Annotated in this window: 14 protein-coding genes and 4 tRNA genes; 15 read left to right on the plus strand and 3 right to left on the minus strand. The window is 46.5% G+C overall.

What is annotated here, in order from left to right; all coding sequences use genetic code 11:
• Positions 1-19 precede the first annotated feature (19 nt).
• Positions 20-1,378, minus strand: a complete 1,359-nt coding sequence (locus QWZ05_RS14190; protein ID WP_290299045.1) for an MATE family efflux transporter — start codon at positions 1,376-1,378, stop codon at positions 20-22.
• Positions 1,379-1,511: 133 nt separating this feature from the next.
• Positions 1,512-2,282 carry a triose-phosphate isomerase gene (gene tpiA / locus QWZ05_RS14195; RefSeq protein WP_264874359.1) on the minus strand — a complete coding sequence of 257 codons (771 nt, stop codon included), beginning with the start codon at positions 2,280-2,282 and terminating at the stop codon, positions 1,512-1,514.
• Positions 2,283-2,548: 266 nt separating this feature from the next.
• Here tpiA and QWZ05_RS14200 point away from each other — a divergent pair, with 266 nt between their 5' ends.
• Both QWZ05_RS14200 and QWZ05_RS14205 read left to right on the plus strand, forming a co-directional pair.
• Positions 2,549-2,896, plus strand: a complete 348-nt coding sequence (locus QWZ05_RS14200) for a 5-carboxymethyl-2-hydroxymuconate Delta-isomerase (RefSeq protein ID WP_264874358.1) — start codon at positions 2,549-2,551, stop codon at positions 2,894-2,896.
• 93 nt (positions 2,897-2,989) lie between these two features.
• The gene (locus QWZ05_RS14205; protein ID WP_290299049.1) at positions 2,990-3,406 is read left to right on the plus strand and encodes a DUF805 domain-containing protein; all 417 of its coding nucleotides are present in this window, start codon (positions 2,990-2,992) and stop codon (positions 3,404-3,406) included.
• Between the two features lie 78 nt (positions 3,407-3,484).
• Here the strand turns inward: QWZ05_RS14205 and coaA are convergent, their stop codons facing one another.
• Positions 3,485-4,408 (minus strand): type I pantothenate kinase, encoded by a 924-nt coding sequence (coaA, locus tag QWZ05_RS14210; RefSeq protein WP_264874356.1) that lies wholly within the window; start codon positions 4,406-4,408, stop codon positions 3,485-3,487.
• 246 nt (positions 4,409-4,654) lie between these two features.
• On the opposite strand from coaA, the gene QWZ05_RS14215 reads away from it, so the two are divergent.
• From QWZ05_RS14215 to rpoC, 13 genes are all read left to right on the plus strand, one after another.
• Positions 4,655-4,730, plus strand: a tRNA-Thr gene (locus QWZ05_RS14215).
• Between the two features lie 48 nt (positions 4,731-4,778).
• Positions 4,779-4,863 (plus strand) — tRNA-Tyr (locus tag QWZ05_RS14220).
• Between the two features lie 35 nt (positions 4,864-4,898).
• Positions 4,899-4,973: transfer RNA gene (locus tag QWZ05_RS14225), tRNA-Gly, on the plus strand.
• Between the two features lie 12 nt (positions 4,974-4,985).
• Positions 4,986-5,061 (plus strand) — tRNA-Thr (locus tag QWZ05_RS14230).
• Positions 5,062-5,198: 137 nt separating this feature from the next.
• Complete coding sequence (gene tuf, locus QWZ05_RS14235; RefSeq protein ID WP_264874318.1) at positions 5,199-6,383, plus strand: elongation factor Tu; 1,185 nt, start codon at positions 5,199-5,201, stop codon at positions 6,381-6,383.
• A gap of 242 nt (positions 6,384-6,625) precedes the next feature.
• Positions 6,626-7,006: a preprotein translocase subunit SecE gene (gene secE, locus QWZ05_RS14240; RefSeq protein WP_264874355.1), complete on the plus strand. Its 381-nt coding sequence runs from the start codon at positions 6,626-6,628 to the stop codon at positions 7,004-7,006.
• A 13-nt stretch (positions 7,007-7,019) separates the two neighbouring features.
• On the plus strand, positions 7,020-7,568 hold the full coding sequence (gene nusG, locus QWZ05_RS14245; RefSeq protein WP_264874354.1) for a transcription termination/antitermination protein NusG: 549 nt from the start codon (positions 7,020-7,022) through the stop codon (positions 7,566-7,568).
• Positions 7,569-7,714: 146 nt separating this feature from the next.
• The gene (gene rplK, locus QWZ05_RS14250; protein WP_264874353.1) at positions 7,715-8,143 is read left to right on the plus strand and encodes a 50S ribosomal protein L11; all 429 of its coding nucleotides are present in this window, start codon (positions 7,715-7,717) and stop codon (positions 8,141-8,143) included.
• Between the two features lie 4 nt (positions 8,144-8,147).
• Positions 8,148-8,852, plus strand: a complete 705-nt coding sequence (gene rplA, locus QWZ05_RS14255) for a 50S ribosomal protein L1 (protein WP_164649290.1) — start codon at positions 8,148-8,150, stop codon at positions 8,850-8,852.
• 269 nt (positions 8,853-9,121) lie between these two features.
• A complete protein-coding gene (gene rplJ, locus QWZ05_RS14260) occupies positions 9,122-9,616 on the plus strand; it encodes a 50S ribosomal protein L10 (RefSeq protein ID WP_264874352.1) in 495 nt (164 codons plus the stop codon).
• 57 nt (positions 9,617-9,673) lie between these two features.
• A complete protein-coding gene (rplL, locus tag QWZ05_RS14265; RefSeq protein ID WP_264874351.1) occupies positions 9,674-10,042 on the plus strand; it encodes a 50S ribosomal protein L7/L12 in 369 nt (122 codons plus the stop codon).
• A 232-nt stretch (positions 10,043-10,274) separates the two neighbouring features.
• Positions 10,275-14,303, plus strand: coding sequence for a DNA-directed RNA polymerase subunit beta (gene rpoB, locus QWZ05_RS14270; protein WP_290299056.1), 4,029 nt, complete (start codon positions 10,275-10,277; stop codon positions 14,301-14,303).
• Positions 14,304-14,410: 107 nt separating this feature from the next.
• Positions 14,411-18,613 (plus strand): DNA-directed RNA polymerase subunit beta', encoded by a 4,203-nt coding sequence (gene rpoC, locus QWZ05_RS14275; protein WP_290299059.1) that lies wholly within the window; start codon positions 14,411-14,413, stop codon positions 18,611-18,613.
• The last annotated feature ends 86 nt before the right edge of the window (positions 18,614-18,699 follow it).

Consider the following 18,699-nt stretch of genomic DNA (forward strand, 5'->3'; position numbering starts at 1 on the left):
TCAGACCTGTCCTGTAATTTTATTGCGCTGAGTGTGCCTCACTTGGCGCAATATAACGTCTGCGAAGCTTCAAAGCGTAGAGGTACCCTAAACACCCGCCAATGATATTACCCACGGCAATGCCGATAAAGACACCCTCAACGTCATATAAAACGCCCCCTAACCATGCACTTGGCAGTGTAAACAGAAACAAGCGCATCGCGTTCCATTGAAAAGCGAGCAGAGGTTTATGCAGCGCATTCAGGGCCGAGCTCAACATCATCAATACCCCCTGAAAGCCGTAACTCAACGGAACCAACAACAGGTATTGCCACAGTAGGCCTTTCACTTGCTCCTCTTGTGAAAAGAGCGCCGCGATAGGTAGGCTCAATGGCACCATCACAATAAAAATCAAAAGCTGGAAGGCGATAGAGAAGCGCATACTCAGAAATAGCCCTTGAAAGCTGCGCTGTGGTTGGTTAGCCCCAAAGTTCTGCGCCATAAAAGGGGTTAGGGCAGAGGTCAGTGCCATCAAAACTAAGATAAGGATCGACTCGACACGTTGCGCAGCGCCATAGGCTGCGACCGCAGGGTTACCATAGGCCGAAAGCATTTTCATCAAAATGGCACCGGCTAGAGGCGTCATCGCTGTAGAAAATGCGGCAGGTAAACCGACAGAGAGAATGGCAATCCAATCATGAATCAAGCGTTTGGTTTGTGGCCATGACAAGAGCTTTTCACGAACCTTGAGGACATACAAAGAGGCACATAGTGCGCCTAACCAACTAATAGCACTGGCAATCGCAGCGCCTTGAATACCTAACTCTGGGAAAGGGCCGATACCAAAGATCAATAGAGGGTCGAGAAGGCCATTGAGTACCCCCGAGAGCATCATGATTTTTGCCGGTGTTTTGGTATCGCCTGAGGCGCGAATCGCGCTGTTGCCTGCCATCGGAATGACAAGTAGTGGGATCGTGAGATACCAGATCAGCATGTACTCTCTAATCATCGGGATGAGCGATGCCTCGGCACCTAAAGCGCGAAAGAGAGGTTCAATCGATAGAATACCAGCTAATCCGGCGAGGGTGACTAATCCGATGGCAAGGAGTAATCCGTGAGTGGATAGGGCGGCAGCTTGTCGAGTATCTCCTTTTCCTAAATGGCGACCGATATGAGTAGAGAGCCCCATCCCGATGCCCATCGTAATGCAGTTGACCCCGAATGTGACCGGAAAAGTATAGCTGATAGCGGCAAGAGCTTGAGTGCCCAGTAGGGATATGAAGAAAGTATCGACTAGGTTAAACATCAAAACCGCGATCATGCCAAAGGTCATTGGCACCGTCATTTGTCGAAGTACTTGTGTGACAGGATTGGATAACAGCCCGTGTTTGTCTAACATCCCTTCACCACTACTAAGACTTATCAATACAAGAAAGAGAGGTGTAGGTTACTTGATTTATCGGGAAGGGAACATAAAAAAAATGGCCAGCGATGGCTGACCATTATTGTCTATCTAGATTTGGATACTAGAATTAAGCTTTTGCTGCTGCCGCTGCTTTAGCGATTGCAGCGAAGCCTGCTGCGTTTAGAGCAGCGCCGCCAACTAGAGCACCATCGATGTCTGGCTGTGCGAAGTATGACTCAGCGTTTTCAGGCTTAACAGAACCACCGTATTGGATGATTACTTGCTCTGCAACTGCTGCGTCTTTTTGTGCGATTAGAGCACGGATAGAAGCGTGGATGCGCTGTGCATCTTCAGCTGTTGCTGCTTTACCAGTACCGATAGCCCAGATTGGTTCGTAAGCGATGATAGCGCCGTTTAGAGCTTCAACACCGTAAGTGTCGATCACTGCATTGATTTGGCGAGCACATACTGTTTCAGTTTCGCCCGCTTCGTTTTGTGCTTCAGATTCACCGATACAGAAAACAGGCTTTAGGCCGTTCTCTTTTAGGAATGCAAATTTCTTAGCAACGAACTCGTCTGATTCGTTGTGGTATTCACGACGCTCAGAGTGACCGATGATGATGTGAGTTGCGCCGAAGTCTTTCAGCATTTCAGGAGACATGTCGCCAGTGTAAGCGCCGCTATTGTTTACGTCAGTGTTTTGTGCACCAAGAATGATCTTGTCGCCGCCTTCTTTGATTAGGCGCTCAGCAAGGTCGATGTAAAGTGCTGGTGGAGCAACGGCTACGTCAACGCCCGTTACGCCTTCAAGTTCCTTATTAAGGCCAGTAAGTAGCTCAGTTACCATTGCTTTGCTACCGTTCAGTTTCCAGTTACCCATCACTACAGGACGACGCATAGGAATATCTCCATATCTAATTAAATAAAAATAATAAAAAATCTTTTGTGAATGACCGTCTTTGCCCCCGCAAGGTCATTCACTAGTGTGCGAATGAATATAACAGATAAATTTTGCCAGATCATGACTCCTGTCATATCTTTCTGGGTTTCGCTGTATGACCTATTTGTGACCCCATAGACACAAACATCAATTAGGCGACGATTTGTCGTGCTTAAAGGGTATAAAAGGAGCGAAAAACACCAAACGGACAAAGGAAGAATCAGATGCCAAATTTGGTTATGGAGTACTCCAATACAGTTGAAGAGCGGGTCAATGTACAAGGACTGCTTGAAGACCTACATCAAGTTGCGATAGAGAGTGGTTTATTTGACGTCGCATCGATTAAGTCACGTACGTTGCGCTGTCATCATTGGCTACTTGGCGAAGAGCAAGACGACAGTGATTTTATTCACGTGACGTTTGAGTTGCTTGATGGACGAACAGAGGAACAGAAACGAGATTTGTCTCGCGCTTTGATAGAGGTGCTCGCAGCGCAGGCGAGCCAGATTCGAAGTTTGACGATAAATATTCGCGACATGGATCGAAGCTGCTTTCAGAAAGTAGTGAATTGAGCTCGATTTACGGCCCTTAGCTGAGCCAACTGTGGTATAACGATGTCGCCCACCGCAGAGTGGGGCAGATGTAAAATAACAAGTTGGACAACAATGAAAGAGTTACTGTTTTCTTTTCAAGGTCGCGTTGGTCGTAAGACATTTTGGTTATGGAATGTAGTGTACTACCTATCGATATTCGGGTTTGCCATTGGCATTAACACCTTATTTCCTAATCTTTCGCACTTATTACTGCCAGCATTTCTGTTGCTGGTACTGATCCCAGATCTCGCGATTACAGCCAAGCGCTGGCACGATAGAAATCGACCTACCTGGTTTCTATTACTCAATATCCCATTGGTGATTGGCCGATTGGCGGTCCCAGCCGGTGAGATGGCGGCTTCACAGCCGACACTCGTTCAAACACTGGTGTCGTTTGGTGCTTTAGTTTGTGGTTTGTGGATTTTTGTTGAGTGTGGCTTGATGAAAGGCACTGATGGCGCGAATCAGTATGGGCAAGACCCAGTGTAAAAGTAAACCTCAGCATAGGTCATCTTCAGGCTTGTATTAAACCTCAAGTGATAGCGAAGGAGGGACAACCTTTCTTCGCTATTTTCGTAATAACACCTGCTCGACCAAGTGCTTTTCACCCTTCTTCAAAATGAGGCGTGCTCGCTCACGCGTAGGCAAAATGTTGTCGAACAAGTTCTTACCGTTGATATTTGCCCAGATAGATTTCGCTTTAGCCACGGCATCGGCTTCTGAAAGCAGAGTATAGTGGTGAAAGTACGACTCTTTATCCATAAACGCGCCTTTGCGGAACTTCAAAAAACGCTCAACATACCATTGCTCAATAACACTTGGTTCAGCATCGACATACAGCGAGAAGTCCAAGAAGTCCGAGATAAACACGCGATGGGGCTCATGAGGGTAGTCCATCCCACTTTGCAGTACGTTTAGCCCCTCGATGATGATGACATCAGGCGTATCGATGACGTACTCCTCGTCGGTGATATCGTATGTCAGGTGAGAATAGACCGGTACACTCAATGGAAACTGACCGGCTTTGGCTTTTGCTACAAAATCGACCAATCGATGAATGTCGTAGGATTCTGGGAAGCCTTTACGGTGCATGATGTTACGAGCTTCTAACTCTTCTTTTGAATAGAGGAAACCATCAGTAGTGACGAGTTCGACTTTAGGGTGGTTATCCCAGCGAGCCAGCAAGGCCTGCAGTAGACGTGCAGTCGTGCTTTTACCTACCGCGACACTGCCGGCTATACCAATGATAAAGGGAGGTTTGGTTGCTGTGTTGCCAAGGAAATGATTGAGAACCGTATTACGTCCTTGGCGAGATTCGATATATAGATTGATGAGACGCGCCAGCGGTAAGTAGATCTCAACCGCTTCTTCCATGGTTAAGCTTTCATTAACCCCTTGCAACTCTAGTAAGTCATCCTCACTCAAAGTCATGGGAACCGAGTTACGCAGCTCAGCCCATTGTTGGCGATTAAAATTGAGGTAAGGGGTCATGGTGTTATCCGTAATCAATATCATTGAACTTATAAAACGTGCCGCTGTTTTTATATCTAGCAGGGCGCTGCGAGGAACATACCGCACACATAATAGAATGCAAATATTGAGGTCAGATTAATGTGGTTGATGCATAACTTTTGTACAAAATCACGCTGCAAACAAAAATTGTGTTTAAATTCGCGATTTTTTTCACTTTTAGTATTGCAAGCGAATAAATCATTCAATAGAATGCGCCCCACTTGTGCCGACTTAGCTCAGTAGGTAGAGCAACTGACTTGTAATCAGTAGGTCACCAGTTCGATTCCGGTAGTCGGCACCATTTTCACTTTGCCTAGGGCAATGAGACGAAAATGGATACAAGTACTGTGGGGGGGTTCCCGAGTGGCCAAAGGGAGCAGACTGTAAATCTGCCGGCACTGCCTTCGATGGTTCGAATCCGTCCCCCCCCACCATATTCTTTAGGGAATAGCACCAAGAGTTACGTGTTGCGGGCATCGTATAATGGCTATTACCTCAGCCTTCCAAGCTGATGATGCGGGTTCGATTCCCGCTGCCCGCTCCACTCATTTAGAGTGCTGATATAGCTCAGGTGGTAGAGCGCATCCTTGGTAAGGATGAGGTCGGCAGTTCGAGTCTGCCTATCAGCACCAGCTCTCAAGTAAACATTTCCTTTTGATACTTTCTCTTAACTAAACTAAGTTTATTGGTTGAGAGTAAGCCTATTACCAAACTATTTTGGTTGCGTGGTCATCAAAGCCACCTAAATCCGTACCTAGAGGGACACATCATGTCTAAAGAAAAATTTGAACGTACGAAACCGCACGTAAACGTTGGTACTATCGGCCACGTTGACCACGGTAAAACAACTCTAACTGCTGCTATCTGTACTACTCTTGCAAAAGTGTACGGCGGTGAAGCGAAAGACTTCGCATCTATCGATAACGCTCCAGAAGAGCGTGAGCGCGGTATCACAATCGCAACTTCTCACGTTGAGTACGACACTCCAACTCGTCACTACGCACACGTAGACTGTCCAGGACACGCGGATTATGTTAAAAACATGATCACAGGTGCTGCACAGATGGACGGTGGTATCCTAGTTGTTGCTGCAACTGATGGCCCAATGCCTCAGACTCGTGAGCACATCCTACTAGGCCGTCAGGTTGGTATCCCATACATCATCGTATTCATGAACAAATGTGACATGGTTGACGATGAAGAGCTATTAGAACTAGTAGAAATGGAAGTTCGTGAACTTCTTTCTGAGTACGAATTCCCAGGTGATGACCTACCAGTAATCCAAGGTTCAGCTCTTGGCGCACTAAACGGCGAGAAGCAATGGGAAGACAAGATCGTTGAGCTTGCAGAAGCACTAGATTCTTACATCCCAGAGCCAGAGCGTGCTGTAGATCAGCCGTTCCTACTACCAATCGAAGACGTATTCTCAATCCAAGGTCGTGGTACAGTAGTAACTGGCCGTATCGAGCGCGGTATCCTAACAGTAGGTGACGAAGTAGAAATCGTTGGTATCAAAGACACTACTACAACTACATGTACTGGTGTTGAGATGTTCCGTAAGCTTCTTGACGAAGGTCGTGCTGGTGAGAACGTTGGTGCACTTCTACGTGGTACTAAGCGTGACGAAGTTGAACGTGGTCAAGTTCTAGCAGCTCCTGGCTCAATCAACCCACACACTAAGTTCGAGTCTGAAGTATACGTACTTTCTAAAGACGAAGGCGGCCGTCACACTCCTTTCTTCAAAGGCTACCGTCCACAGTTCTACTTCCGTACAACTGACGTAACTGGTGACATCCAGCTTCCAGAAGGCGTAGAAATGGTAATGCCAGGCGACAACGTTCAAATGACTGTTGAACTAATCGCTCCTATCGCTATGGACGAAGGTCTACGTTTCGCAATCCGCGAAGGTGGCCGCACAGTTGGTGCTGGTGTTGTAGCGAAAATCTTTGATTAAGATTTGACGAAACACTAGTAAAAAGGGCATCATTTGATGCCCTTTTTCTGCGCTGAAACAAGAGGCTATTAAATTTAACTAATAATTTCTTGTTTTAGCGTCGAGTTTTGATCGAGTTAACTGCTTGATTGCTAAGGTAATTGTCGTTTATTTCTCTGTTTGGATAAACTGCAAAAAGTAGTGAGCCCTGCAACAGCGGGGTTGTTGTCGTCTATATTTAAGACTTATCACAGGTTGGTTTTATGAAAGCAAATAATGCTGAAACTCCTGAAAGCTCAAATGGCGCAGACACATTTAAGTGGATCGTAGCCTTTGCGCTTGCGGCTGCCGCTGTTGTAGGTAATTACCTGTATGGCGAAATGTCTGTAGTAATCCGAGCTGCAGGTGTTGTTGTTCTTATCGCGGCTGCACTAGGTGTTGCTGCTACAACAACGAAAGGAAAAGCTGCGATTAGCTTTGCGAAAGAATCTCGTATGGAAGTTCGCAAGGTTGTTTGGCCGACTCGTCAAGAGACTACACAAACAACGTTAATCGTTTTAGCTGTAAGTATTGTAATGGCTCTAGCTTTATGGGGCATCGACGGCATCATGGTTCGTCTGGTTGCATTCATAACTGGGGTATAGAGGGTTTTTATTCATGAGTGAAGCTCCAAAAAAACGCTGGTATGTAGTTCAAGCCTTCTCTGGATTTGAAGGTCGTGTGGCTCAATCTCTACGTGAACACATCAAAATGCACGACATGGAAGAATACTTCGGTGAAGTACTAGTACCAACAGAAGAAGTTGTTGAGATGCGCGCGGGTCAACGTCGTAAATCTGAGCGTAAATTCTTCCCTGGCTACGTTCTTGTTCAAATGATCATGAACGATGAGTCATGGCACTTAGTGCGCAGTATTCCGCGTGTAATGGGCTTCATTGGTGGTACCTCTGACCGTCCTGCACCTATCACTGATAAAGAAGCTGACGCGATTCTTAATCGTCTTGAGAAAGCAAGCGAAGCGCCTCGTCCACGTACAATGTACGAAGCGGGTGAAGTGGTACGTGTTAATGATGGTCCATTCGCTGACTTCAACGGTACTGTTGAAGAAGTGGATTATGAGAAGAGCCGCGTGAAAGTGTCTGTATCGATCTTTGGTCGTGCAACACCAGTTGAGCTTGAATTTGGTCAAGTGGAAAAACTTGATTAAAAAAACACCTTTTAAAGGGTTGTGTAAGGCGCGAATTATGACTATAATTTCGCGCCTTTTTACAGCAATGCTGTAAAGAAGTTCTTTATGAAACCACGGGGAGCAAGCTGTATAGCTAGCGTTTGTACCCAAAATTAGGAAATATCATGGCTAAGAAAGTTGAAGCTTATATCAAACTGCAAGTTGCAGCTGGTATGGCAAACCCGTCGCCACCGGTTGGTCCTGCTCTAGGTCAACACGGTGTTAACATCATGGAATTCTGTAAAGCGTTCAACGCGAAAACAGAATCTGTTGAAAAAGGTCTACCGACTCCTGTTGTTATCACAGTATACAACGACCGTTCTTTCACGTTCGTAACTAAGACTCCACCTGCTGCTGTTCTTCTTAAGAAAGCTGCTGGCATTAAGTCTGGTTCAGGTCGTCCAAACACTGAAAAAGTGGGTACTGTAACTGACGCTCAACTCCAAGAAATCGCAGAAACTAAAGCTGCTGATATGACTGGTGCTGACATCGAAGCAATGAAGCGTTCAATCGCTGGTACTGCTCGTTCAATGGGCCTAGTGGTAGAGGGTTAATAAGATGGCTAAACTAACTAAGCGCATGCGCGTAATCCGCGAAAAAGTTGACGTAACTAAAGAATACGAAATCAACGAAGCTGTTGCTCTTCTTCAAGAATTAGCAACTGCTAAGTTCGTTGAGTCTGTAGACGTTGCTGTTAACCTAGGCATCGATGCTCGTAAATCTGACCAGAACGTACGTGGTGCAACTGTACTACCTCACGGTACTGGCCGCGAAATCCGCGTAGCAGTGTTCACTCAAGGTGCAAACGCTGAAGCAGCTAAAGAAGCTGGCGCAGACATCGTTGGTATGGAAGATCTTGCTGAGCAAGTTAAGAAAGGCGAAATGAACTTTGACGTAGTTGTTGCTTCTCCAGATGCAATGCGCGTTGTAGGTCAACTAGGTACTATCCTAGGTCCTCGCGGTCTTATGCCAAACCCTAAAGTTGGTACTGTAACTCCTAACGTTGCTGAAGCGGTTAAGAACGCTAAAGCTGGTCAGGTTCGTTACCGTAACGACAAGAACGGCATCATCCACACTACTATCGGTAAAGCTAACTTCTCTGCAGAGCAGATCAAAGAGAACCTAGAAGCTCTTCTAGTTGCTCTTAAGAAAGCTAAGCCATCTTCAGCGAAAGGCGCTTTCCTGAAGAAAGTAAGCATCTCTACTACAATGGGTGCTGGTGTTGCTGTTGATCAAGCGAGCCTGGATACTCAAGCTAGCTAATTCAATTTGCAAAGGTGCGAAATTAGTGTATAATTTCGCGCCTAATATTTGTGGTTGGGGCTGAGTAAATTCTGTTGAATTTTTCTCCAGTCTCCGTCCAAGACCGTAGGTGTTTGACTTGTCAAACTTAATCATCCTACGTAGATGGTGCCCGAACTGACTGAAAGATTTATTTTAATTAGTAAACTTTCTTCTGGGACTGCACCTAATAAGCTCTCACTGTCGTGATGATAGTGAGTGGTGTAACGACAACCAGGAGTAAATCCAAGATGGCTTTAAACCTTCAAGACAAAAAAGCAATTGTTGCTGAAGTCAACGAAGCAGCCGTTGGTGCACTTTCTGCAGTTGTAGCTGATTCTCGTGGCGTTGAAGTTGGCGCGATGACATCTCTACGTAAACAAGCTCGTGAAGCTGGTGTTTACATGAGAGTCGTGCGTAACACTCTAGCACGCCGTGCGGTTGAAGGTACTGAGTACGAGTGTCTACAAGACACTTTCACTGGTCCTTCTCTAATCGCGTTCTCTAACGAGCACCCAGGTGCTGCAGCGCGTCTTTTCAAAGACTTCGCTAAAGAGAATGATAAATTCGAGATCAAAGCTGCTGCTTTTGAAGGCGCACTTACTGACGCAGAAGTACTAGCAACACTACCAACTTACGACGAAGCTATTGCACGCCTAATGATGTGCATGAAAGAAGCTTCTGCAGGCAAGCTGGTACGTACTATCGCTGCACTTCGCGACCAAAAAGAAGAAGCAGCGGCATAAGCCTTGCTTTTTACTGGTTGCTTAATAAACTTATTGTTGACTTAAAAGAGAATTGTTATGTCTATTACTAACGAGCAAATCCTAGACGCAGTTGCAGAAATGTCTGTAATGCAAGTTGTTGAACTAATCGAAGCTATGGAAGAAAAATTCGGCGTTACTGCTGCAGCTGCTGTTGTAGCTGGCGGTGCTGCTGGTGGCGAAGCTGCTGCTGAGCAAACTGAATTTGACGTAATCCTAGAAGCTGCTGGCGGTAACAAAGTACAAGTTATCAAAGCTGTACGTGGCGCAACTGGCCTAGGTCTTAAAGAAGCTAAAGCTCTTGTAGACGGTGCTCCAGCACCTCTAAAAGAAGGCGTTGAAAAAGACGAAGCTGAAGCTCTTAAAGCTCAGCTAGAAGAAGCTGGTGCAACTGTTGCAATCAAGTAATTATTACTTGAGCTTCTTAGCCTAACGGCTATTGGCTGATGGTTTTTTAACCATCAGCCTTTTTGCGCTGTAGGGTATAGGCAATTTTTCCGCTGTTTTCGGCGCCTATATCTAGCAAAAAACGCTTCATTTCCAAGGAATGGGGTGGTCACTACTTGAGAAACAGCAGTTAGTCACTGTCTCATAATGTGAGAGGCAGTTTGGGTCACTTATCAGCGAGCTGAGGAACCCCATGGTTTACTCCTATACCGAGAAAAAGCGCATCCGTAAGGACTTTGGTACTCGTCCACAAGTGTTGGACATTCCATACCTGCTATCGATCCAGCTCGATTCGTTCGATAAATTCATCGAACAGGATCCTGAGGGACAGTACGGTCTTGAAGCTGCTTTCCGTTCTGTTTTCCCAATTCAGAGCTACAACGGCAACTCTGAGCTGCAATACGTTAGCTACCGTCTTGGTGAGCCAGTTTTTGACGTTAAAGAATGTCAAATCCGCGGTGTAACTTATTCAAAACCACTACGCGTAAAACTACGCCTTGTGATCTTTGATAAAGACGCGCCAGCAGGTACTGTAAAAGACATTAAAGAACAAGAAGTCTACATGGGTGAAATTCCACTCATGACTGACAATGGTACCTTCGTAATTAATGGTACCGAGAGGGTTATCGTATCCCAGCTTCACAGAAGCCCTGGCGTATTCTTCGACAGCGATAAGGGTAAGACTCACTCATCAGGTAAAGTTCTATATAACGCACGTGTTATTCCTTACCGTGGTTCATGGCTCGACTTCGAGTTTGATCCTAAGGATAACCTGTACGTTCGTATCGACCGTCGTCGTAAGCTTCCAGCTTCGATCATCCTTCGCGCACTAGGCAAATCGACAGAAGAGATCCTTGGTCTATTCTTCGAGAAGGTGAACTTTGAAGTTAAAGATCAAACTCTTCTAATGGAGTTGGTTCCGGATCGTCTACGCGGCGAAACAGCAACATTTGATATTGCTGCAAACGGCACAACTTACGTTGAGCAAGGTCGTCGTGTAACGGCTCGTCATATCCGCCAACTTGAAAAAGACGGCGTTGAGCACATCGAAGTACCTGTAGAGTACATCGTTGGTAAAGTTGCTTCTAAAGATTACATCAATGAAGCGACTGGCGAGATCATCGTTGGCGCGAACCAAGAACTTAGCCTAGAAGCGCTAGCTAACCTGTCTCAGGCTGGCCACAAAGCTCTAGAAGTTCTATTCACCAATGACCTAGACCACGGTCCGTTCATGTCTGATACGCTACGTATCGACAGCACGGTTGACCGTATCTCTGCGCTAGTAGAAATCTACCGCATGATGTGTCCTGGTGAGCCACCAACGAAAGAAGCTGCAGAAGCGCTATTTGAAAGCCTATTCTTCTCTGATGAGCGTTACGATCTATCGACTGTTGGTCGTATGAAGTTTAACAGCTCAATCATGCGTGAAGACGCTCAAGAGCAGGGTACTCTAGACGAAACTGATATCATCGAAGTGATGAAGAAGCTTATCGCTATCCGTAACGGTATTGGCGAAGTGGATGATATCGACCACCTTGGTAACCGTCGTATCCGTTCTGTTGGTGAAATGGCTGAAAACCAATTCCGTGTTGGTCTAGTTCGTGTAGAACGCGCAGTTAAAGAGCGTCTAAGCCTTGGTGATCTTGATGCAATCATGCCTCAAGACCTAATCAACGCTAAGCCGATTTCTGCTGCAGTTAAAGAATTCTTTGGCTCTTCACAGCTGTCTCAGTTCATGGACCAAAACAACCCACTTTCAGAAGTAACGCACAAGCGTCGTATTTCTGCATTGGGTCCTGGTGGTCTAACGCGTGAGCGTGCTGGCTTCGAAGTACGTGACGTTCACGTAACTCACTACGGTCGTCTATGTCCTATCGAGACGCCTGAAGGTCCAAACATCGGTCTAATCAACTCTCTATCTGCGTTTGCGCGTTGTAACGAGTACGGTTTCCTAGAGACTCCATACCGTCGCGTTGTAGATGGCGTTGTTACTGATGAAGTAGATTACCTATCTGCTATCGAAGAAGGTCAGTTCGTAATCGCTCAGGCGAATACGGTTCTTTCTGTAGAAGGCACATTCTCTGAAGAGCTAATCACAGCTCGTCAGAAAGGTGAATCTGGTCTACACCCTCGCGAAAACGTCGACTACATGGACGTTGCAACGAACCAGGTAGTATCTATCGCTGCGTCGCTTATCCCGTTCCTAGAACACGATGATGCGAACCGTGCATTGATGGGTGCGAACATGCAACGTCAGGCAGTTCCAACACTTAGAGCAGACAAGCCTCTAGTTGGTACTGGTATCGAGCGCAACATCGCAGTTGACTCTGGTGTTACAGCGGTTGCTAAACGTGGTGGTGTTATCCAGTCTGTGGACGCATCTCGTATCGTAGTTAAGGTTAACGAAGAAGAGTTGATTCCTGGCGAAGCGGGTATCGATATCTACAACCTGACTAAGTACACTCGTTCGAACCAAAACACGTGTATCAACCAGCGTCCATGTGTGATGCCAGGTGAACCAGTACTGCGTGGTGACGTTCTTGCTGATGGTCCTTCAACAGACCTTGGTGAGCTAGCGCTTGGTCAGAACATGCGTATCGCATTCATGCCTTGGAACGGTTACAACTTCGAGGACTCGATCCTTGTTTCTGAACGTGTAGTTCAAGAAGACCGCTTCACGACTATCCACATTCAAGAGCTTTCTTGTGTGGCGCGTGATACCAAGCTTGGTGCTGAAGAGATCACTGCTGATATTCCAAACGTAGGTGAATCTGCTCTGTCTAAACTAGACGAGTCAGGTATCGTTTACATTGGTGCTGAAGTTAAGGGTGGCGACATCCTAGTTGGTAAAGTGACACCTAAAGGTGAAACTCAGCTAACACCTGAAGAGAAGCTACTACGTGCTATCTTCGGTGAGAAAGCATCAGATGTTAAAGATACATCACTGCGTGTACCAAACTCTGTTTCAGGTACGATCATCGACGTACAAGTCTTCACTCGCGATGGCGTAGAGAAAGACAAGCGTGCGCTTGAAATCGAACAGATGCAGCTTAAAGAAGCGAAGAAAGACCTAACTGAAGAGTTCCAAATTCTTGAGGGTGGCCTTCTAAACCGTGTTAAAGCTCTTCTAATCGAAGGTGGTTACACTGAAGCGAAACTAGACACTATCGAACGTAAGAAGTGGCTAGAGCTAACGCTAGAAGATGATGCACAGCAAACTCAGCTAGAGCAACTAGCAGAGCAGTACGACGAGCTTAAAGCTGACTTCGATAAGAAGTTCGAAACTAAGCGTCGCAAGATCACTCAAGGTGATGACCTTGCACCTGGCGTACTGAAGATCGTTAAGGTTTACCTAGCGGTTAAACGTCGCATCCAGCCTGGTGATAAGATGGCGGGTCGTCACGGTAACAAGGGTGTAATCTCTAAGATCAACCCTGTTGAAGACATGCCATACGATGAAACAGGTCGTCCTGTTGATATCGTACTGAACCCACTGGGTGTACCTTCGCGTATGAACATCGGTCAGATCCTAGAAGTACACTTAGGTCTGGCGGCGAAAGGTATCGGTGACAAGATCAACCAGATGGTGAAAGAGCAGCAAGAGCTGGCTAAGTTCCGCGATCTTCTACAGAAGGTTTACGATCTTGGTGATACGCGTCAGAAAGTGGATATTGCATCCCTAACTGATGACGAAGTTCGCACGCTAATCAAGAACCTACGTGGTGGTCTACCGATCGCGACGCCTGTATTTGACGGTGCTTCTGAGCAGTCAATCAAAGAGCTATTGAAACTTGGTGATCTACCAGAATCTGGTCAGCTTACTCTGTTTGATGGTCGCACTGGTGATGCGTTTGAGCGTCCTGTAACTGTTGGTTACATGTACATGCTGAAACTGAACCACCTTGTTGATGACAAGATGCACGCTCGTTCTACAGGTTCTTACAGCCTAGTAACTCAGCAGCCACTTGGTGGTAAAGCTCAGTTCGGTGGTCAGCGTTTCGGTGAGATGGAAGTATGGGCACTAGAAGCATACGGTGCTGCTTACACCCTTCAAGAGATGCTAACCGTTAAGTCGGATGATGTGAACGGCCGTACTAAGATGTATAAGAACATCGTAGATGGCAACCATAGCATGGAACCTGGCATGCCAGAATCGTTCAACGTATTGTTGAAAGAGATCCGCTCGCTAGGTATCAACATCGAGCTAGAAGACGAAGAGTAATCCTCCCGGTCACTCTTGGCTGTGCGCCAAGAGTGATACAAGTGATTATTTGGTAGAAGGTGCTCATCGATAGGTGGGCTCCTTTTAACTCCTTACAGGAGCTGATTGTGAAAGACTTATTAAACTTTCTAAAAGCACAGCATAAGACCGAAGAATTTGATGCAATCAAAATCGGTCTATCTTCACCAGACATGATCCGTTCATGGTCTTTCGGTGAAGTTAAAAAACCTGAAACGATCAACTATCGTACGTTCAAACCTGAGCGCGATGGTCTGTTCTGTGCGCGTATTTTTGGTCCAGTTAAAGACTACGAATGTCTTTGTGGTAAATACAAGCGCCTGAAGCACCGTGGTGTTATCTGTGAGAAGTGTGGCGTTGAAGTTACACAAACTAAAGTTCGTCGTGACCGCATGGGCCACATCGAGCTTGCATCACCAGTTGCTCACATCTGGTTCCTAAAATCACTACCGTCTCGTATCGGTCTACTAATGGATATCCCTCTACGTGATATCGAACGTGTTCTTTACTTCGAAATGTACGTAGTAACAGAGCCGGGTATGACTGATCTAGAGAAGTCTCAGATGCTTACTGAAGAAGAGTATCTAGACCGTCTAGAAGAGTGGGGTGATGAGTTCACTGCGAAGATGGGTGCAGAAGCAATTAAAGATCTATTGAGCACAATGGATCTGCCTGCAGAAATCGAGCAGATGCGTGAAGAGTTGGATACAACTAACTCTGAAACTAAGCGTAAGAAGATCACTAAGCGCTTGAAGCTAGTTGAAGCGTTCGTTCAATCAGGTAACAACCCTGAGTGGATGATCCTAACTGTGCTTCCAGTACTTCCGCCAGATCTACGTCCTCTAGTACCTCTAGATGGCGGTCGTTTTGCGACATCTGATCTGAACGATCTATACCGTCGTGTGATTAACCGTAACAACCGTTTGAAGCGTCTACTAGAGCTAGCAGCTCCGGACATCATCGTACGCAACGAAAAGCGTATGCTGCAAGAGTCTGTTGATGCGCTTCTAGATAACGGTCGTCGCGGTCGTGCGATCACAGGTTCTAACAAGCGTCCTCTGAAATCTCTTGCTGATATGATCAAGGGTAAACAAGGTCGTTTCCGTCAGAACCTTCTAGGTAAACGTGTAGACTACTCTGGCCGTTCTGTTATCACAGTAGGTCCATACCTTCGTCTACATCAGTGTGGTCTTCCTAAGAAGATGGCACTTGAGCTATTCAAACCATTTATCTACAGCAAGCTAGAAACTCGTGGCATGGCGACGACAATCAAAGCTGCTAAGAAGATGGTAGAGCGCGAAGAAGCGATCGTTTGGGATATCCTAGACGAAGTTATCCGCGAACACCCAGTACTGCTTAACCGTGCACCTACACTTCACCGTCTAGGTATCCAGGCGTTTGAACCAGTACTAATCGAAGGTAAAGCGATTCAGCTACACCCACTTGTGTGTGCGGCATATAACGCTGACTTCGATGGTGACCAAATGGCGGTACACGTGCCTCTAACTCTAGAAGCACAGCTTGAAGCTCGTACGCTGATGATGTCGACAAACAACATTCTGTCGCCAGCATCAGGTGATCCGATCATCGTACCTTCTCAGGACGTTGTATTGGGTCTTTACTACATGACACGTGACAAGATCAACGTGAAAGGTGAAGGCATGTACCTTGCTGGCCCTGAAGAGGCTGAGAAGGCATACCGCACTAAGACCGCTGAACTACACGCTCGCGTTAAAGTACGTATTACAGAAACAGTTGTTGATGAAGATGGTAACAGCACAACAGAAACGAAGATGGTTGATACAACTATCGGCCGTGCAATGTTGTGGCAAATCGTTCCATCAGGTCTGCCATACAGCCTAGTAAACCAAAAGCTAGGTAAGAAGCAGATTTCTAACCTGTTGAACGAGGCTTACCGTAAGCTTGGTCTGAAAGACACAGTTGTATTCGCTGACCAAATCATGTACGCCGGTTTCGCATACGCGGCACTATCTGGTGTATCTGTTGGTATCGATGACATGGTTGTACCTCAAGCGAAGTACGACGAGATCGAATCAGCTGAAGAAGAAGTTCGCGATATTCAAGAGCAGTACCAATCTGGTCTTGTAACAGCGGGTGAGCGCTACAACAAAGTGATCGATATTTGGGCATCGACCAACGATCGCGTAGCGAAAGCGATGATGGATAACCTGAAAACTGAAACGGTTGTTAACCGTGACGGTGAAGAAGAGCAACAAGAGTCGTTTAACAGCATCTACATGATGGCTGACTCGGGCGCTCGTGGTTCTGCAGCTCAGATTCGTCAGCTAGCGGGTATGCGTGGTCTGATGGCGCGTCTAGATGGTTCAATCATCGAAACGCCGATCACTGCGAACTTTAAAGAAGGTCTAAACGTACTTCAGTACTTTATCTCAACGCACGGTGCTCGTAAGGGTCTTGCGGATACGGCACTGAAAACTGCGAACTCGGGTTACCTAACTCGTCGTCTAGTAGACGTAGCGCAGGACGTTGTAGTACACGAACACGATTGTGGTACTCACGAAGGTATCGACATGATGCCTCACATCGAAGGTGGTGATGTTAAGGTAGCCCTAACAGAACTTGCTCTTGGTCGTGTAGTAGCAGAAGACGTTCTTAAGCCTGGTACTGAAGATGTTCTGATCCCACGAAACACTCTAATTGATGAGAAGTGGTGTCAGATCATGGAAGAGAACTCAGTAGACCGCATGAAAGTGCGCTCTGTAGTTACTTGTGATTCAGACTTCGGTTGTTGTGCACAGTGTTACGGTCGTGACCTAGCACGTGGTCACCTAGTGAACCAAGGTGAAGCAGTGGGTGTTATCGCTGCTCAGTCTATCGGTGAACCAGGTACACAGCTTACAATGCGTACGTTCCACATCGGTGGTGCGGCATCTACTGCAGCAGCAGAGAACAGCATTCAAGCGAAGACAACAGGTACTGTGAAGCTTCACAACGCTAAGTTTGTTATCAACAAAGATAAGAAACTAGTGATCACTTCTCGTGCATCTGAACTAACCATCATTGATGAGTTCGGTCGTACGAAAGAGAAGCACAAACTTCCATACGGTTCTATGTTGTCGAAAGGAGACAACGATGCAGTAACTGCTGGTGATACAGTAGCTAACTGGGAAGCGCACACTATGCCAATCATCACTGGAGTGGCAGGTCGCATCCAATTCGTTGACATGATCGATGGCGTAACAGTTTCTCGTCAAACTGATGACCTAACAGGTCTATCTTCAAGCGAAGTAACTGACGCAGCCGCTCGCCCAGCAGCAGGTAAAGATATGCGTCCAGCTATCAAACTTGTTGATGAGCAAGGTAACGATGTAATGATCCCTGGTACTGATATGCCAGCACACTACTTCCTACCAGGCAAAGCGATCGTGAACATGGAAGACGGCGCAGAAGTGGGTATCGGTGATACTCTCTCACGTATCCCTCAAAAATCTGGCGGTAACAAAGATATCACCGGTGGTCTTCCACGCGTAGCTGACCTATTCGAAGCTCGTAAGCCTAAAGAGCCTGCGATCCTTGCTGAGCACACAGGTACAGTGTCATTCGGTAAAGAAACGAAAGGTAAGCGTCGTCTAATCATCACTCGTGATGGTGGCGATACGTACGAAGAGATGATTCCTAAGCACCGTCAGCTAAACGTGTTTGAAGGTGAGAAGGTTGAACGTGGTGATGTAATTGCAGATGGTCCAGAGACCCCGCATGACATCCTACGCCTACGTGGTATCCACGCAGTGACTCAGTACATCGCGAATGAAGTACAAGAAGTTTACCGCCTGCAAGGCGTTAAGATTAACGATAAGCACATTGAGACTATCGTTCGTCAAATGCTTCGTAAGTGTACGATCACTCACGCTGGTGACTCTGAGTTCCTACCTGGCGAACAAGTAGAGTACGCGAACGTTAAGATTGCTAACCGCGACCTTGAAGCTGAAGGCAAAGAGCCAGCTCGCTTCGAACGTGACCTTCTAGGTATCACGAAAGCGTCTCTAGCAACTGAGTCGTTCATCTCTGCGGCATCGTTCCAGGAGACAACTCGCGTTCTAACTGAAGCTGCGGTTTCTGGTAAGAAAGATGACCTACGTGGTCTGAAAGAAAACGTAATCGTGGGTCGTCTGATCCCTGCGGGTACTGGTTTCGCTTACCACCAAGAGCGTCAAGCTAAGCGTGCTGAAGAGCAAGAAGGCCCATCAGCAGAGCAAGCGACGGATAACCTAGCTGCACTACTGAATGCTGGCTTTTCTTCAGACGAATAATCGTTAGTTGAGCAAATAGACAAAAGGCACCCTCGGGTGCCTTTTTTACATCTTGATTTTAGAAAGTGTCACTTGGCTCTAGAAAG

The sequence above is a fragment of the Vibrio agarivorans genome (genome assembly GCF_030409635.1).
Lineage (GTDB): Bacteria > Pseudomonadota > Gammaproteobacteria > Enterobacterales > Vibrionaceae > Vibrio > Vibrio agarivorans.